This is a genomic window from Pseudomonas sp. GW821-FHT07E12, from assembly GCF_058986605.1.
This window is the reverse complement of the sequence record NZ_JBYSVX010000015.1, coordinates 50,711-63,920: the sequence shown is the minus strand read 5'-3', so window position 1 is coordinate 63,920 and position 13,210 is coordinate 50,711. Positions and strand designations below refer to the sequence as shown.

Annotated in this window: 13 protein-coding genes; 3 read left to right on the top strand and 10 right to left on the bottom strand. The window is 65.8% G+C overall.

Going from position 1 to position 13,210, the window contains the following annotated elements; genetic code table 11:
- Window positions 1-261 precede the first annotated feature (261 nt).
- Window positions 262-1,014 (bottom strand): NYN domain-containing protein, encoded by a 753-nt coding sequence (locus AC3WJE_RS10650; protein ID WP_493730767.1) that lies wholly within the window; start codon window positions 1,012-1,014, stop codon window positions 262-264.
- A gap of 192 nt (window positions 1,015-1,206) precedes the next feature.
- Between AC3WJE_RS10650 and AC3WJE_RS10645 the strand changes: the two genes are divergently transcribed.
- Window positions 1,207-2,487, top strand: a complete 1,281-nt coding sequence (locus AC3WJE_RS10645; RefSeq protein ID WP_493730766.1) for an NAD(P)/FAD-dependent oxidoreductase — start codon at window positions 1,207-1,209, stop codon at window positions 2,485-2,487.
- A gap of 63 nt (window positions 2,488-2,550) precedes the next feature.
- On the opposite strand, the gene AC3WJE_RS10640 is transcribed toward AC3WJE_RS10645, so the two are convergent.
- The 9 genes from AC3WJE_RS10640 to rhlB form a co-directional block, all read right to left on the bottom strand.
- Window positions 2,551-3,156 (bottom strand): helix-turn-helix domain-containing protein, encoded by a 606-nt coding sequence (locus AC3WJE_RS10640; RefSeq protein ID WP_493730765.1) that lies wholly within the window; start codon window positions 3,154-3,156, stop codon window positions 2,551-2,553.
- Window positions 3,157-3,179: 23 nt separating this feature from the next.
- On the bottom strand, window positions 3,180-3,389 hold the full coding sequence (locus AC3WJE_RS10635; protein WP_493730764.1) for a hypothetical protein: 210 nt from the start codon (window positions 3,387-3,389) through the stop codon (window positions 3,180-3,182).
- A 197-nt stretch (window positions 3,390-3,586) separates the two neighbouring features.
- Window positions 3,587-4,081 carry a hypothetical protein gene (locus AC3WJE_RS10630; protein WP_493730763.1) on the bottom strand — a complete coding sequence of 165 codons (495 nt, stop codon included), beginning with the start codon at window positions 4,079-4,081 and terminating at the stop codon, window positions 3,587-3,589.
- Window positions 4,082-4,359: 278 nt separating this feature from the next.
- Complete coding sequence (rpoH, locus tag AC3WJE_RS10625; protein ID WP_493730762.1) at window positions 4,360-5,235, bottom strand: RNA polymerase sigma factor RpoH; 876 nt, start codon at window positions 5,233-5,235, stop codon at window positions 4,360-4,362.
- Between the two features lie 188 nt (window positions 5,236-5,423).
- Window positions 5,424-6,143: a uracil-DNA glycosylase gene (ung, locus tag AC3WJE_RS10620; RefSeq protein ID WP_493730761.1), complete on the bottom strand. Its 720-nt coding sequence runs from the start codon at window positions 6,141-6,143 to the stop codon at window positions 5,424-5,426.
- Window positions 6,140-6,982 (bottom strand): response regulator, encoded by an 843-nt coding sequence (locus tag AC3WJE_RS10615; protein ID WP_493730760.1) that lies wholly within the window; start codon window positions 6,980-6,982, stop codon window positions 6,140-6,142. Before AC3WJE_RS10615 ends, ung begins: the two co-directional genes overlap by 4 nt.
- Before the next feature lie 7 nt (window positions 6,983-6,989).
- Window positions 6,990-7,964 carry a permease-like cell division protein FtsX gene (ftsX, locus tag AC3WJE_RS10610; protein WP_493730759.1) on the bottom strand — a complete coding sequence of 325 codons (975 nt, stop codon included), beginning with the start codon at window positions 7,962-7,964 and terminating at the stop codon, window positions 6,990-6,992.
- A complete protein-coding gene (gene ftsE / locus AC3WJE_RS10605; protein WP_493730758.1) occupies window positions 7,961-8,647 on the bottom strand; it encodes a cell division ATP-binding protein FtsE in 687 nt (228 codons plus the stop codon). The genes ftsX and ftsE overlap by 4 nt, the downstream gene beginning before the upstream one ends.
- 230 nt (window positions 8,648-8,877) lie before the next feature.
- Complete coding sequence (gene rhlB / locus AC3WJE_RS10600) at window positions 8,878-10,554, bottom strand: ATP-dependent RNA helicase RhlB (RefSeq protein WP_493730757.1); 1,677 nt, start codon at window positions 10,552-10,554, stop codon at window positions 8,878-8,880.
- 197 nt (window positions 10,555-10,751) lie between these two features.
- Between rhlB and trxA the strand changes: the two genes are divergently transcribed.
- Together trxA and rho are read left to right on the top strand one after the other, a co-directional pair.
- A complete protein-coding gene (gene trxA, locus AC3WJE_RS10595) occupies window positions 10,752-11,093 on the top strand; it encodes a thioredoxin TrxA (protein ID WP_493730756.1) in 342 nt (113 codons plus the stop codon).
- 761 nt (window positions 11,094-11,854) lie between these two features.
- A complete protein-coding gene (rho, locus tag AC3WJE_RS10590) occupies window positions 11,855-13,090 on the top strand; it encodes a transcription termination factor Rho (protein ID WP_493730796.1) in 1,236 nt (411 codons plus the stop codon).
- Window positions 13,091-13,210: the final 120 nt, after the last annotated feature.

Below are 13,210 nucleotides of genomic sequence, written 5' to 3'. Positions count from 1 at the left end.
GCACGAGCAAAGAAAGGTGACTCGCTCCGAAGGAGCGAAAGCCTTGGCTGTTGTTGTCACTGCAACGTCAAACACAACAAGCAACGCCCATGGATCCCCGCCTTCGCGGGGATGACGGTAGAGAGATTGTGCGGAAGTCGCTGGGTCCCCGCCTGCGCGGGGACGACGGAGGGGAGATGGCGTGAAAGGCACCGGATCCAAGCCCTCATAAACAACCGAAACAAACCCACCCCAACAACAAACCACCACCAAAACCACCCACTACCCCCTCCCCACCTTCCCCCGCACCTTAGGCTTATCCCGAATCCAGATCACCTGATTCTCCTGCCGCATCTCAAACAACCCGATCGCCTTAACCAGATCGCTCAACTTGCGATACCCATAATTGCGCGGATCGAACGAAGCCTGGTTGGCAATCTGCTTGCCCACCGCGCCCAGATGCGCCCAACCATCATCCTCGGACTCCGCATCCACCGCACCACGCAACAACTGCACCAGCCGCGTATCGTTGCGCAGTTCCTTCTCTCCGGTACGAGTGGAGACGGCGTTCTGCTCGCTCCGCGCCTCGGCACCGAGCGCTTCCAGATACGTGAACTTGGAGCAGGCATTGACGAATGGCGCCGGCGTCTTCTTCTCGCCGAAGCCGTACACCTTCATGCCATCGGTCAGCAGCCGCATCACCAGCGGCGTGAAGTCCGCATCGCTGGAAATGATCGCGAAGCCATCGAGATTGCGTGCGTACAGCAGATCCATCGCATCGATCACCATCGCCATGTCCGATGCATTCTTGCCGCTGCTGTAGGCGAACTGCTGAATCGGGCGGATCGCGTACTCGTGCAGCACGCCCTCCCAGCTTTTCAGATGCGGGCTCTTCCAGTTGCCGTAGGCGCGACGCACGTTGGCCACGCCATACCGGGCGACCTCGGCCAACACCACATCGATCTTGGCGGCTGGCGCGTTGTCGGCGTCGACCAGCAGCGCAATGCGCGTCTCGGTTCCATTGCCGGATGCCATCGGTCCCGCCTCGTACGGGCGCCACGCCCGTTTCGGGGCCGAGCATACACAGGCCACCCGCGCGGCGATGTCATGGTGTCCAGTGATGCCCGGATACGCCAACACCCCGCGCGAACTGCTACGTTAGCGCGCAGTCGTGGCAGCCTCGATTCCGCAGGCGCCCTCCGGTTCCCCCATGCTCTTCACACTACGATGACCTCCAAGATCCCCCACCTGATCGTCGTCGGCGGCGGCTTCGCGGGCCTATGGGCCACCCGCGCCCTGGCCGACGCGCCGCTCCGCATCACCCTCGTCGACCGCCACAACCACCACCTGTTCCAGCCGTTGCTGTACCAGGTCGCCACCGCCGGCCTGTCGGCACCGGATATCGCCGCGCCACTGCGGCATATCCTCAGCGAGCAACGCAACGTCGAAGTGCGGCTCGGTGAAGTCGAAGCGGTCGATCCCACCCAGCGCGAAGTGGTCCTCGCCGACGGCCATCGGCTCGGCTATGACTATCTGCTGCTGGCCACCGGTGCCGGTCACGCCTACTTCGGCAACGATCAGTGGGCCGAGCACGCACCCGGCCTGAAAACCCTCGACGACGCGCTCTACCTGCGCCGCAAGCTGCTGCTCGCCTTCGAACGCGCCGAGGCCGAAACCGATCCTGCCGCGCGCGCCGCATGGCTGAATTTCGCGATCGTCGGCGGTGGCCCGACCGGCGTCGAGCTGGCCGGCACCCTTGCCGAAATCGCCCATCACACGTTGAAGAACGAGTTCCGCAACATCGACCCGCGCGAAGCACGCGTGCGCCTGATCGAAGCCGGCCCGCGCGTGCTGCCCTCGTTCCCGCCCGACCTGACCGACAAGGCCCAGCACCAGTTGCAGAAGCTCGGTGTCGAAGTACATACCGGCACGCCGGTGACGCACATCGACGCACACGGCTACCGGCTCGGCGAGGAATTCGTGCCGGCGCGCACCGTGGTATGGGCCGCCGGCGTGGCCGCCTCGCCGCTGGCGCGCACGCTCGGCGTACCGCTGGACCGCGCCGGCCGCGTGCAGGTCGAGCCTGACCTGAGCGTGCCCGGTCATCCGGAGATCTTCGTCGGCGGCGACCTCGCCTCGGTACAGCAGGACGGCCGCCCGGTGCCCGGCGTGGCCCCGGCCGCCAAGCAGATGGGCCGGCACATCGCCGATGCGCTGCGCGCCCGGCTCGCCGCTCAGCCGGCAGCGCCCTTCCACTACAAGGACTACGGCAACCTCGCCACGATCGGGCGCATGGCCGCGATCGTCCACGTCGGCCGCTTCAAGCTGTCAGGCCCGCTGGCCTGGTGGTTCTGGCTGGCCGCCCACGTGTTCTTCCTGATCGGCTTCCGCAACCGCTTCGTGGTGCTGGTGAACTGGGCGATGGCGTACTGGAGCTACCAGCGCGCGGCCCGGATCATCTTCGGTCGTCCACACGAAGACGATCAAGGCGCGGCACCGCCGGAATGAACCGGCTTTCGGGGCCCGCTCGCAGTCGGGCCCCGTAAAGCTCGGCGTGCGCCGACAACCCCATCAACCGTAGTTGAGTTCGCCGGCGAAGCTCATCACCAGGTACAGCAGCGCCGGCTCGCTGCCCGCATTACGGTAGGCATGGACCTGATCGGCGCGGAAATGGATCGCATCGCCGGCCGTCAGCAGATGAACCTGTTCGCCGACCTCGATTTCCACGCGACCTGCGTTGACCACCAGATTCTCCACGGTACCGGACGCGTGCGCAGCGGCACGCTCGACCACACCCGGCAACAGCCGGATCTCGTAGAACTCCACCACGTGCGCACCGATGAAGGGAAACAGCGCGCGCGAGACGTAGCCGCCATCAGCCGAAACCAGTTGCTTGGCGTCGCAGGCACGCAGCACTTCCGCCTGCGGTGCACGCGCGTCATGCAGCAGGTCGGTCAATGAGAGATCCAGCGAGTCGGCGATGCGCGCCAGCACCTTCAGCGTCGGGGCGCTGCGTCCCTGCTCAATCTGCCAGAGCATCGCCCGGCTGACGCCCGAAACCTTGGCCAGTGCTTCCAGCGACAACTGCCGCTGTCGGCGCAGTTCGACCAGCCTCTGTGCGACCCGTACTGCCAGATACTCCGGGTCGCGGGTCTTGCCGCCGGCGGACGCGGTCACCACTGCCGCCCCGGCCTCCGAATTCAGCCGACGCGTCCAGCAGCACGCGCGCTGCGCAGGGTCGCCATTGCAGTCGGCCGGGCCGGGCGGAACACCGCCACCATCGCCGCACCACTGCCCGGATGCACCCACAGGAACTCACGCCGCCGGCTGTCCTGCCCGCAATCACGCAATGCCTTGCGGCCACGGTAGTCCGCGATGGCATGGAGGGTCGCGCTGACAGGGATATCCATCGAAAGGGACGTATTCGCGGGGGAGAGGCATGCAATCTGCATCCGCACCTAGGCACCAGGGAAACAACCTCCCGGCATAGCCATATAACCGCATCCAATAAAACGGACGGACGTTCGAGATAACGAATATTTTCCCTTTTAAATCAGAAACTTGAAACATTCATCACTTATGGTCATGATGAAATTACCAAACGCAATCAGCCGCCATCCTTCCCTACGAACGACTGCCTGGAGCCTGCCATGAACACCGCGATGAACATGATGTCGATGCCGATGAACAGCATGCCGATGACGGGCACGTCCTCCATGCCGATGGCGACCATGATGCCGATGATGTGCCACATGGATTGCTCCATGACCGCCGAAGGCATGATGTGCGTGATGAAGCCCGCCGAGGGCTGCACGATGGAGATGCTCAAGGACTGCTGCGACATGATGATGTCGATGATGGCCAGCGGCACCCCGTGCGGGATGATGTGCGGCAACATGCCGATGATGAGCTGCTGCGGCATGCCGATGATGCCGAAGATGACCTGCACGATGGAGTCGCAGGGCATGGTCTGCATGATGATGCCGACCGGCATGATGAGCATGGACATGCTCAAGATGTGCTGCGAGACCATGAACCGCATGATGGGCTGCGGCATGCCGATGACCATGATGTGCGGCAACATGCCGATGATGGTCTGCATGCACTGACCGCACACCGGCGGACACGCATTCACCGGATACCTGCACAACGATGTGTGGCGTTCCTGCGAGGGGCGCGCGCACCTGAAGGCACCCCACAGCATTGAAGCTGGCCTTCGTGGGAAGAACTTACTTGTGGGAGGGACTTCAGTCCCGACGCTTTGTCGGTAGAGCCAGTCGGGACTGAAGTCCCTCCCACCATCACTCGCCAGTGCGAATAGCGCCAAAGAAAACGGCCCGGTTTCCCGGGCCGTTTTTCGTTGCGCCGCGCGCATGTGGATCAGGCGACGAACAGCGCCTTCATCTTCTTCAGCGCGTTGGCCTCGATCTGGCGGATGCGCTCGGCCGACACGCCGTACTCGTCGGCCAGCTCCTGCAACGTGACCTTCGATTCCGAATCCAGCCAGCGGCGGCGGATGATGTCGCGCGAACGCGCATCCAGCTCGGCCAGGCCCTCACGCAGCAGTTCCATCTGGTGGTCCTCGCTGTTGGAGCGCTCATAGGCCATCGACGGATCCTCGTCGTTGGCGACGAGGTAGCTCACCGGCGACGGCGGCGCATGCTCATCGTCATCGTCGGACTGCGCATCGAAACCGATATCGCGACCGGCCAGGCGCGACTCCATCTCCATCACCTCGCGCTCGGACACGTTCAGGTCCTTGGCGACGGCACTGACCTCGGAGGCATTCAGCCAGCCCAGGCGGGTCTTGGACTTGCGCAGGTTGAAGAACAGCTTGCGCTGCGCCTTGGTCGTGGCGACCTTGACGATGCGCCAGTTCTTCAGGATGAACTCGTGCATCTCGGCACGGATCCAGTGCACCGCGAAGGACACCAGGCGCACGCCCATGTCCGGGTCGAAGCGCTTGACCGCCTTCATCAGGCCGATGTTGCCTTCCTGGACCAGGTCGCCCATCTGCAGGCCGTAGCCGTTGTAGCCACGCGCCACGTGCACGACGAAACGCAGGTGCGAATGCACCAGCTCGCGCGCGGCATCGAGGTCTTCGTGATCGCGGAAACGGCGCGCCAACTCCTGTTCCTCATCGACCGAGAGCACCGGGATCTGGTGCACGGCATTGATGTAGGCATCCAGCGAACCCAGCGCACTGGGAACCGGGAGATTGTTCGCCACGAGGGCAGTCGAGGTGTTCTGGCTCATAGGACCTCATCTTAGCAGTCAAGCTATTGGACTGCCGGGTACAGAAAAAGTTCCAGCGTTCCATTATTGGGATGGTTATCCGGGTCCAGACCCTTACGTTCTGTCAATGCCCCGGAAACCGTTTCCCAGCCACCCTATCACCCTTTTTGAGTCGCCGCCGTGACGGTATTCCGTCCGTTGCCGACGCCTCAGGTGGCCTCGCCCAGCGCCTGCCGGGGCGGCAATCGCCAGTCGATCGGCGTGCTGCCGGTGCGAGCCAGGTACTCGTTGGCCATCGAGAAATGCCGGCAGCCCAGGAAGCCCCGGTGCGCCGACAGCGGCGAGGGATGCGGCGCCTTCAGCACCCGGTGGCGACGGGTATCGATGACCTTGCCCTTGGCCTGGGCGTAACTGCCCCAGAGCATGAACACCAGGCCCTCGCGCTCGCGGTTGAGGGTATCGACCACATGGTCGGTAAAGCCCTCCCAGCCCTTGCCCTGGTGGCTGCCGGCGCGGCCCTCTTCCACGGTCAGCACCGCGTTGAGCAGCAGCACGCCCTGGCGCGCCCACGGCATCAGGTAACCATGGTCGGGCCGGGCGATGCCCAGGTCGTCCTGGATTTCCTTGTAGATGTTCAGCAGCGATGGCGGCACCGGCACGTCCGGCAGCACCGAGAAGCACAACCCATGCGCCTGCCCGTAACCGTGGTAGGGGTCCTGGCCAAGCACGACGATCTTGACCTGATCGAACGGGGTGGCATCGAAGGCGGCGAAGATCTGCGGTCCCGGCGGGAAGATCCGTGCGCCGGCCGCCTTGCGCTGGCGCAGGAACGCCGACAGCTCGCGCATCTCCGGTCGCAGCAACCACTCTCCCACCCGCGCCTTCCACGACGGCTCCAGTTGGATCCGCGCCTCCGTCGTCTCGCTCATAGCGTCACAGCTCGGTCTTCCAGGCGTGCCAGCCGCAGTTGGAACAGGACTTTGGTCACCAGCAGGCGCTCTTCGATCGGCTTCTGCACCAGATCGTTGGCGCCGGCCCTGAGCAACTCGGACTGGTTGTGCGCATTGCCGTCGCCGGTCATCACCAGCACCGGCAGACGACGCTTGCCGTAGGCGAAGTCGATGCGGATGCGCTGCACCACGTCGCGACCGCTGAGCTCACCCTTCAAGGTGACGTCGGTCAGCACCAGGTCGATGCGATGCGGCGTGCGCCCCAACGATTCGGCAGTCAGCAGTGCGAACGCCTCCTCGGCTGTCAGCACATGCAGTACCTTCAGCCCCTGCCGTTCCAGCATGCGCTTGGTGGCCTCGGCGACGACCCGGCTGTCCTCGATGTACAGCACGGTCGCACCGGCCACCGGCTCGGGCTGCACGTAGCCGCGGATGAATGTCGCCAGCGCCTCGTGGCCGAGTGCCTTGTCGAAGTAGTCGGTGACGTACTCGGTGAAGCGGCGCTCGACCAGATGCTGCTGGGCATCACCGGAAACCACGATCACCGGCACGTAGGCCTGCCCGGCGGCTTCGCGCACGCTGCGCGCCAGCGCCAGGCCGTCGCCATCGGGTAGCGCCAGCGACGTGGTGACCAGATCCACCGAGCCGGCCTGCAAGGCTTCGCGCGCCTCGGCGATGCTGGCGCAGCCGACCACCTGCACCGCAGGCAGTTCGCGCGTGAGTACATCGGCGATGAGCTTGCGCACCAGCTTGGAGCCGTCCACGACCATCACCCGCGGGGCCGCGCTGACCAGGTGCTTGAGATCGGGAGTGCGCATATGGGGCTCAGGTTTCGGTCGGGCGAGTCTGGCGCAGGAAGTGGCCGGTCACCAGCCACGCGCCGAGCCAGCCCAGCAGCACCGTGCCGATCAGCACGAAACCGGAGTGCAGCAGGTCCAGCCCGTGCAGTGCAAAACTGCTGCCGTAGCTGTCGGACAACGCCGCCAGCGGCCCACCCAGCGCCAGACCGGACAGCCCGACCAGCCCGAGCGCGACCAGACCGGCGCCCAGGCCATACCACGCCCCCAGATAAAGGAACGGACGCCGAATGAAACCGTCGCTGGCGCCCAGCAGTTGCAGCACGCCGATTTCCTCGCGCCGCGACTGGATGTCCAGCCGCACCGTATTGCCGACCACCAGCACGGCACCGGCGCCGAGCAACGCCGACAACACCTGCACCAGCCGCTCGCCGAATTTCAGCCAGCCGTCCAGACGCTTGCGCCACAGTGCATCGTGCTGGACCTGATCGACCTGGGTCATGCCCTGCAGCGACTCGGCCAGACGCGCGTCGTCGCCGTCGGCGGCCGGAGTGACGATCAGCAGCGTCGGCAACGGGTTGTCGCCCAGCGCGTCGATCGCCGCGTCCAGCTTGGCGCTCTCGCGCAGCTCGGCCAGCCCCTGCTCGGGCGTGCGCAGCGTCACCTCGGCCACGTCGGCGCGACCACGTATCGACTCGGCCAGCAGCCCGGCAGCGGAACCGCCCACGTCGGTTTTCAGGAACACGTTGATGTCGCGCGACTGCTGCACGCTGCCGGCCAGATGCTTGACGTTGTCCAGCGCGATCGACAGCCCGAGCGGCAATGCCAGCGCCAGCGCCATCACCAGCACCGTCAGCAGCGTCGCCCATGGCTTGCGCAGCACCCGGCCGAGGCTGAACACGATGCTGTGCAGGTGATGGTCGAACCAGATGCCCAGCCGCGATGGCGCGCGGGCCCCGTTGTTGCTCGGCTTGTTCGCGGGCTTGTTCGCGAGCGTGTTCATTCGGCCAAATCCTGCGGCGAGATGTCGTCGACCAGACGGCCGTGGTCGAGGATCAGTACGCGCTTGCGCATCTGCTTGAGCAGCGCCAGGTCGTGGCTGACCACCAGCACGCTGGTGCCGCGCGCCGGCAGTTCGGCGAACAACTGCATGATCTCGGCGGCCAGGGTCGGATCGAGGTTGCCGGTCGGCTCGTCGGCCACCAGCAGGCTCGGCTCGCCGACAATCGCGCGGGCGATGCCGACGCGCTGCTGCTCGCCGGCCGACAGCTGCGAAGGCAGCGCCTGCTCGCGATGCGCCAGACCGATCCGCTCCAGCGCCGAACGCACCCGCTTGCCGATCTCGCTGCGGCGGGTGCCGCGCAGGATCAGCGGCAGGGCCACGTTCTCGGCGATGCTGCGATCCATCAGCAGACGGTGATCCTGGTAGACCGCACCGATCTCGCGCCGATGCAGCGGCACCTTGCCGCCACGCACTTTCAGCAGGTTGCGCTCACCGAAGATCACCGCGCCCCGACTCGGACGCTCGCTGAGATGGATCAGCTTGAGCAGCGTGCTCTTGCCGGCACCGGAGTGGCCGGTGACGAACAGCATCTCGCCCTCGGCGACCTCGAAGCTCACGTCCTCCAGCGCGGCATGGCCGCCGGGATATTGCTTGCTGACATTGTCGAATCGCAGGACGCTCATTCAGCAATTATGCCGGAGCGGCCACGAATTGCACCGTCGTGCCGTCAAGGGATCGCGGTGCAACGGTGCTTTTGTCTGCATACCCTTTCGGGGCTGCGCGGGATGCCTTCCGCGAGGGTCTGAGCCGGGCAAGCCCGGCTCTACCAGAGTTCTGCCGGTGCGGCCTGAGCCGAGCGGACCCGGCTCTACCTGCGGGACGGCCGCGGACCATGAAGGCCGCGGCCGGTGTTTCAGCCACCCGATACCAGCGAGCGGATCTTGCGCCCCAGGCGCGACAGGAACGAGTCGTTGTTGGCCGCGGCCTTGACCGGGGTGGCGACCACCTGGACCGGCTTGCGCGCGGTGGAGATCGGCGTCGGAGCGCCCGCATCGGCAGCCACCGCAGCACCATCGACCGGACGACCGCGACGACGACGGCGACGCTTGCGCGGTGCGCGCTCCTCGCCCCCCTCGACCACGGATGCCGCCGGCGACGGTACGGTCGCTGCCTGCACGGGGGCCACAGCGGCAACCGCGACCGGAGCCACGGCCTCGCCTTCCGGCTTCGGCTTGCGACGCGGCGGCCTGCGCTCGCCTTCGCCACGCGAACGCTCACCGGGACGGCCACTGCCGCTGCGACCACCACCGCGACGCTGCTCATCGGCAGCGCGCTGCTCACGGGCCTCGCGGAAGATCTCGCCGACGCTCTCGTTTTCCTCACCCTCGACCGGCGCGCGTTCCGGACGCGGCAGCGAGGTCAGCAGTTCGGCGCTGACCGCCTCGACCGGGATCTTCTGCTCGATGTAGGCCTCGATGTCCGGCAGGCTCATCGCATAACGCTCGCAGGCGAAGCTGATCGCATCGCCCTCCTCGCCCAGTCGCGCGGTACGGCCGATGCGGTGTACGTAATCCTCGGCGTCGAACGGCAGGTCGTAGTTGTAGACGTACTTGACGCCATCGATGTGCAGGCCGCGCGCGGCCACGTCGGTGGCGACCAGGATTTCCAGCTGGCCCTTCTGGAAGCGGTTGAGCAGGCTCTCGCGCTTCTTCTGCGGCACGTCACCGGACAGCACGCCGACCCGGTAGCCGGCCCGCTCCAGCCCGCGCGCCACGCGCTCGACGAACGCCTTGGTGTTGACGAACACCATCGTGCGCGCGCCCTCGCCACGCGAGAGCAGGCCCAGCAGCAGCGGGATCTTCTCCTCGTCGGCGGGGAAGTAGATGCGCTGGCGCACCCGCGCGGCGGTGATGCTCTCGGTCTCGACAACGAGCTTTTCCGGCTCGTTCATGTGCTCGTAGGCCAGCTCCAGCACGCGGTGGCTGAGCGTGGCCGAGAACAGCAGGGTCTGGCGGGTGCCACGCTCGGGCATGCGCCGCAGCAGGAAGCGGATGTCCTTGATGAAGCCCAAGTCGAACATCCGGTCGGCCTCGTCGAGCACGCAGATCTCGCAGGCATGCAGCGAGACCACCTTGTGCTGCTTGACGTAGTCGATCAGCCGGCCCGGGGTGGCGATGATCACGTCCACGCCCTGCTGCAGCAGCTCGCGCTGCTTGTCGTAGTCCACCCCGCCGTAGACCAGCGCGAAGCGCAGGCCCAGGTCGGAGCAGAACTTCACCGCGTCCTTGTGGATCTGGATCGCCAGCTCGCGGGTCGGCGCCAGGATCAGCGCGCGCGGGTCTTCAGGCTTGCGGTCGGCCAGCGCCGGGCGGTTCAGCAGGCGGTTGACCACCGCCACCAGGAACGCCAGGGTCTTGCCGGTGCCGGTCTGGGCCTGGCCGGCGATATCACGTCCGGCCAACGCCATCGGCAGGCTCAGGGCCTGGATCGGCGTGCAGCGGGTGAACCCGGCCCCTTCCAGTCCCGCGAGCAGCGACGGGTGCAGCTCGAACGAGGAAAAAGTCAAATCTGTCAGCGGTTTGTCGCTCATCATTCCATCTTCGTGGGGCGCCTGGGGCCACCCCGGCGCGGCTTGCATCGATTCCGGCAGCGTCGCACACTGCGGCCCTTGCGCCGGACAGCGCGGCTTCAGGAGACTCTATTGAATCCGCCGCGCAATGCCCCAGTTTACCCCAATGCGGCGGCCAGCCCGTTTCCGGGCACCGCCAGGGCTCCAGGAGACCGAAAGTGAGCAACAAGGTTCTGCACGTCGGCGATGCCGACTTCGACGCCGCCGTACTCAAGTCCGGGGAACCGGTGCTGGTGGATTTCTGGGCCGAATGGTGTGGCCCCTGCAAGATGATCGCGCCGGTGCTGGACGATCTGGCCGACACCTATGGCGGCAAACTGAAGGTGGCCAAGGTCAACGTCGACGAGAACCGCGCGCTGGCCGTGAAGTACCACGTCCGTTCGATCCCGATGCTGCTGCTGTTCAAGGATGGCCAGGTCCAGGCCACCCAGATCGGCGCGGTCGGCAAGGGCCAGCTGACCCAGATGATCGACAAGAGCCTGGGCGGCGCGGCCGCCTGAGTTCCCGGGACCGCCGGCCTGGAGGCTGTGCGGTCACAAGGCTTGCCATTCAGATCCAACGCAACCCGCTCGGAAATGGATGGCACGCCCGCAAGGCGTCGCCGATAGTTGAACCGCAGCCCACCGCGTGGCTTGCGCGCTTGCTCGGACGGGTGTTAGTGTCGCCCAATCCGGCCGCCTTCCGGCGCCGCGTCTTCTAGAAGTCCTTCTAGACATCCCTTCCCAACCACCTGTCCGCCCTGCCGGGCGCTCGCATCTCACAGCGAGGAATCAAGCACTTGTCCGATAATACTTCTTCCGAAACCGGGAGCGTCGACGCCCCCGTCGAGAAACGCGTGCGCAAGCCTCGCGTCGTCAAGGCCGCCGCCAGCGAAGGCGCCGACAACTCCACTCCGCAGACCGACCTGCCGCTTCCGGTCAGTCCTGCTCCCGAAGCCAGGCCCGCACCGGCCGTCGCTGCTCCCACCACCGCACCCGCCTCGTCCGGCGAAGGCGGCACCGAGCAGCAGCGCGAAGGTGGCCAACAGCGCTTCAACAACCCCAATCAGGCCCAGAATCCGCAGGGCGGCCAGGGCCAGGGGCAAGGCCAGGGCAACAACCGCCGCGACCGCTTCCGCAACCGCCGCGATCGCAACCGCGAGCGTTTCGGCAACAGCGATGGCATGCCGCAGGACGGCGGTAGCGACAACACCTTCGTGCCACGCCCGCATCCGAGCGTGCCGGAAGGCTTCCCGCAGTACTCGCTGAGCGATCTCAAGAAGATGCCGGCGCACAAGCTGCTGGAAATCGCCGAGCAGCTCAGCATCCAGGAAGGCGTGGCCCGCGCCCGCAAGCAGGACGTGATCTTCGCGCTGCTGAAGGTGCTGACCCGCCACGGCGAAGGCGTCGCCGCCGACGGCGTGCTGGAAATCCTGCCGGACGGCTTCGGCTTCCTGCGCGCAGCCGAGGCCAGCTACCTGGCCGGCCCGGACGATACCTACATCTCGCCGAGCCAGATCCGCCGCTTCAACCTGCGCACCGGTGACTACCTGTCCGGGCGCATCCGCTTCCCGAAGGACGGCGAGCGCTATTTCGCGCTGTCCACGATCGATACGATCAATGGCGAGCCGCTGGAAGCGTCGAAGAACAAGGTGTTGTTCGAGAACCTGACCCCGTTGTTCCCGCGCAGGCGTTTCCGCCTGGAGCGCGGCGATGGTTCGACCGAGGACATCACCGGCCGCATCCTCGATCTGATGGCACCGCAGGGCAAGGGGCAGCGTGCGCTGCTCGTCTCCCCGCCCAAGGCCGGCAAGACGATGATGATGCAGCAGGTGGCGACGGCGATCACCACCAACCACCCGGAAGTGCACCTGATCGTGCTGCTGATCGACGAGCGCCCGGAAGAAGTGACCGAAATGCAGCGCACCGTGCGCGGCGAGGTTATTTCCTCCACGTTCGACGAGCCGGCCGCGCGCCACGTGCAGGTCGCCGAGATGGTGATCGAGCGCGCCAAGCGCCTGGTCGAGCACAAGAAGGACGTGGTGATCATGCTGGACTCGATCACCCGCCTGGCCCGCGCCTACAACAACGTGGTGCCAAGCTCCGGCAAGGTGCTGACCGGCGGCGTGGACGCCAACGCGCTGCACCGCCCGAAGCGTTTCTTCGGCGCGGCCCGCAACGTCGAGGAAGGCGGTTCGCTGACCATCATTGCCACCGCGCTGGTCGACACCGGCAGCAAGATGGATGAGGTGATCTACGAAGAGTTCAAGGGCACCGGCAACAGCGAAGTGCACCTGAACCGTCGTATCGCCGAGAAGCGCGTCTACCCGGCCATCGACATCAACCGCTCCGGCACCCGCCGCGAGGATCTGTTGATCGAGCCGGAGCTGCTGCAGAAGATCTGGATCCTGCGCAAGCTGCTGCACCCGATGGACGAGATCGCGGCAATGGAGTTCATGCTCGACAAGATGAAGAACACCAAGTCCAACGACGAGTTCTTCAGCTCGATGAAGCGCTGAGTTCCACGCAACCGTGCATCAATAAAAACGCCCCGCGATCGCGGGGCGTTTTTTGTTGCGCTGCTGGTTGCAGGATGTAGTCCGTCAGTCGCGCAAGCACATGAAGGCGAGACAGTTAAA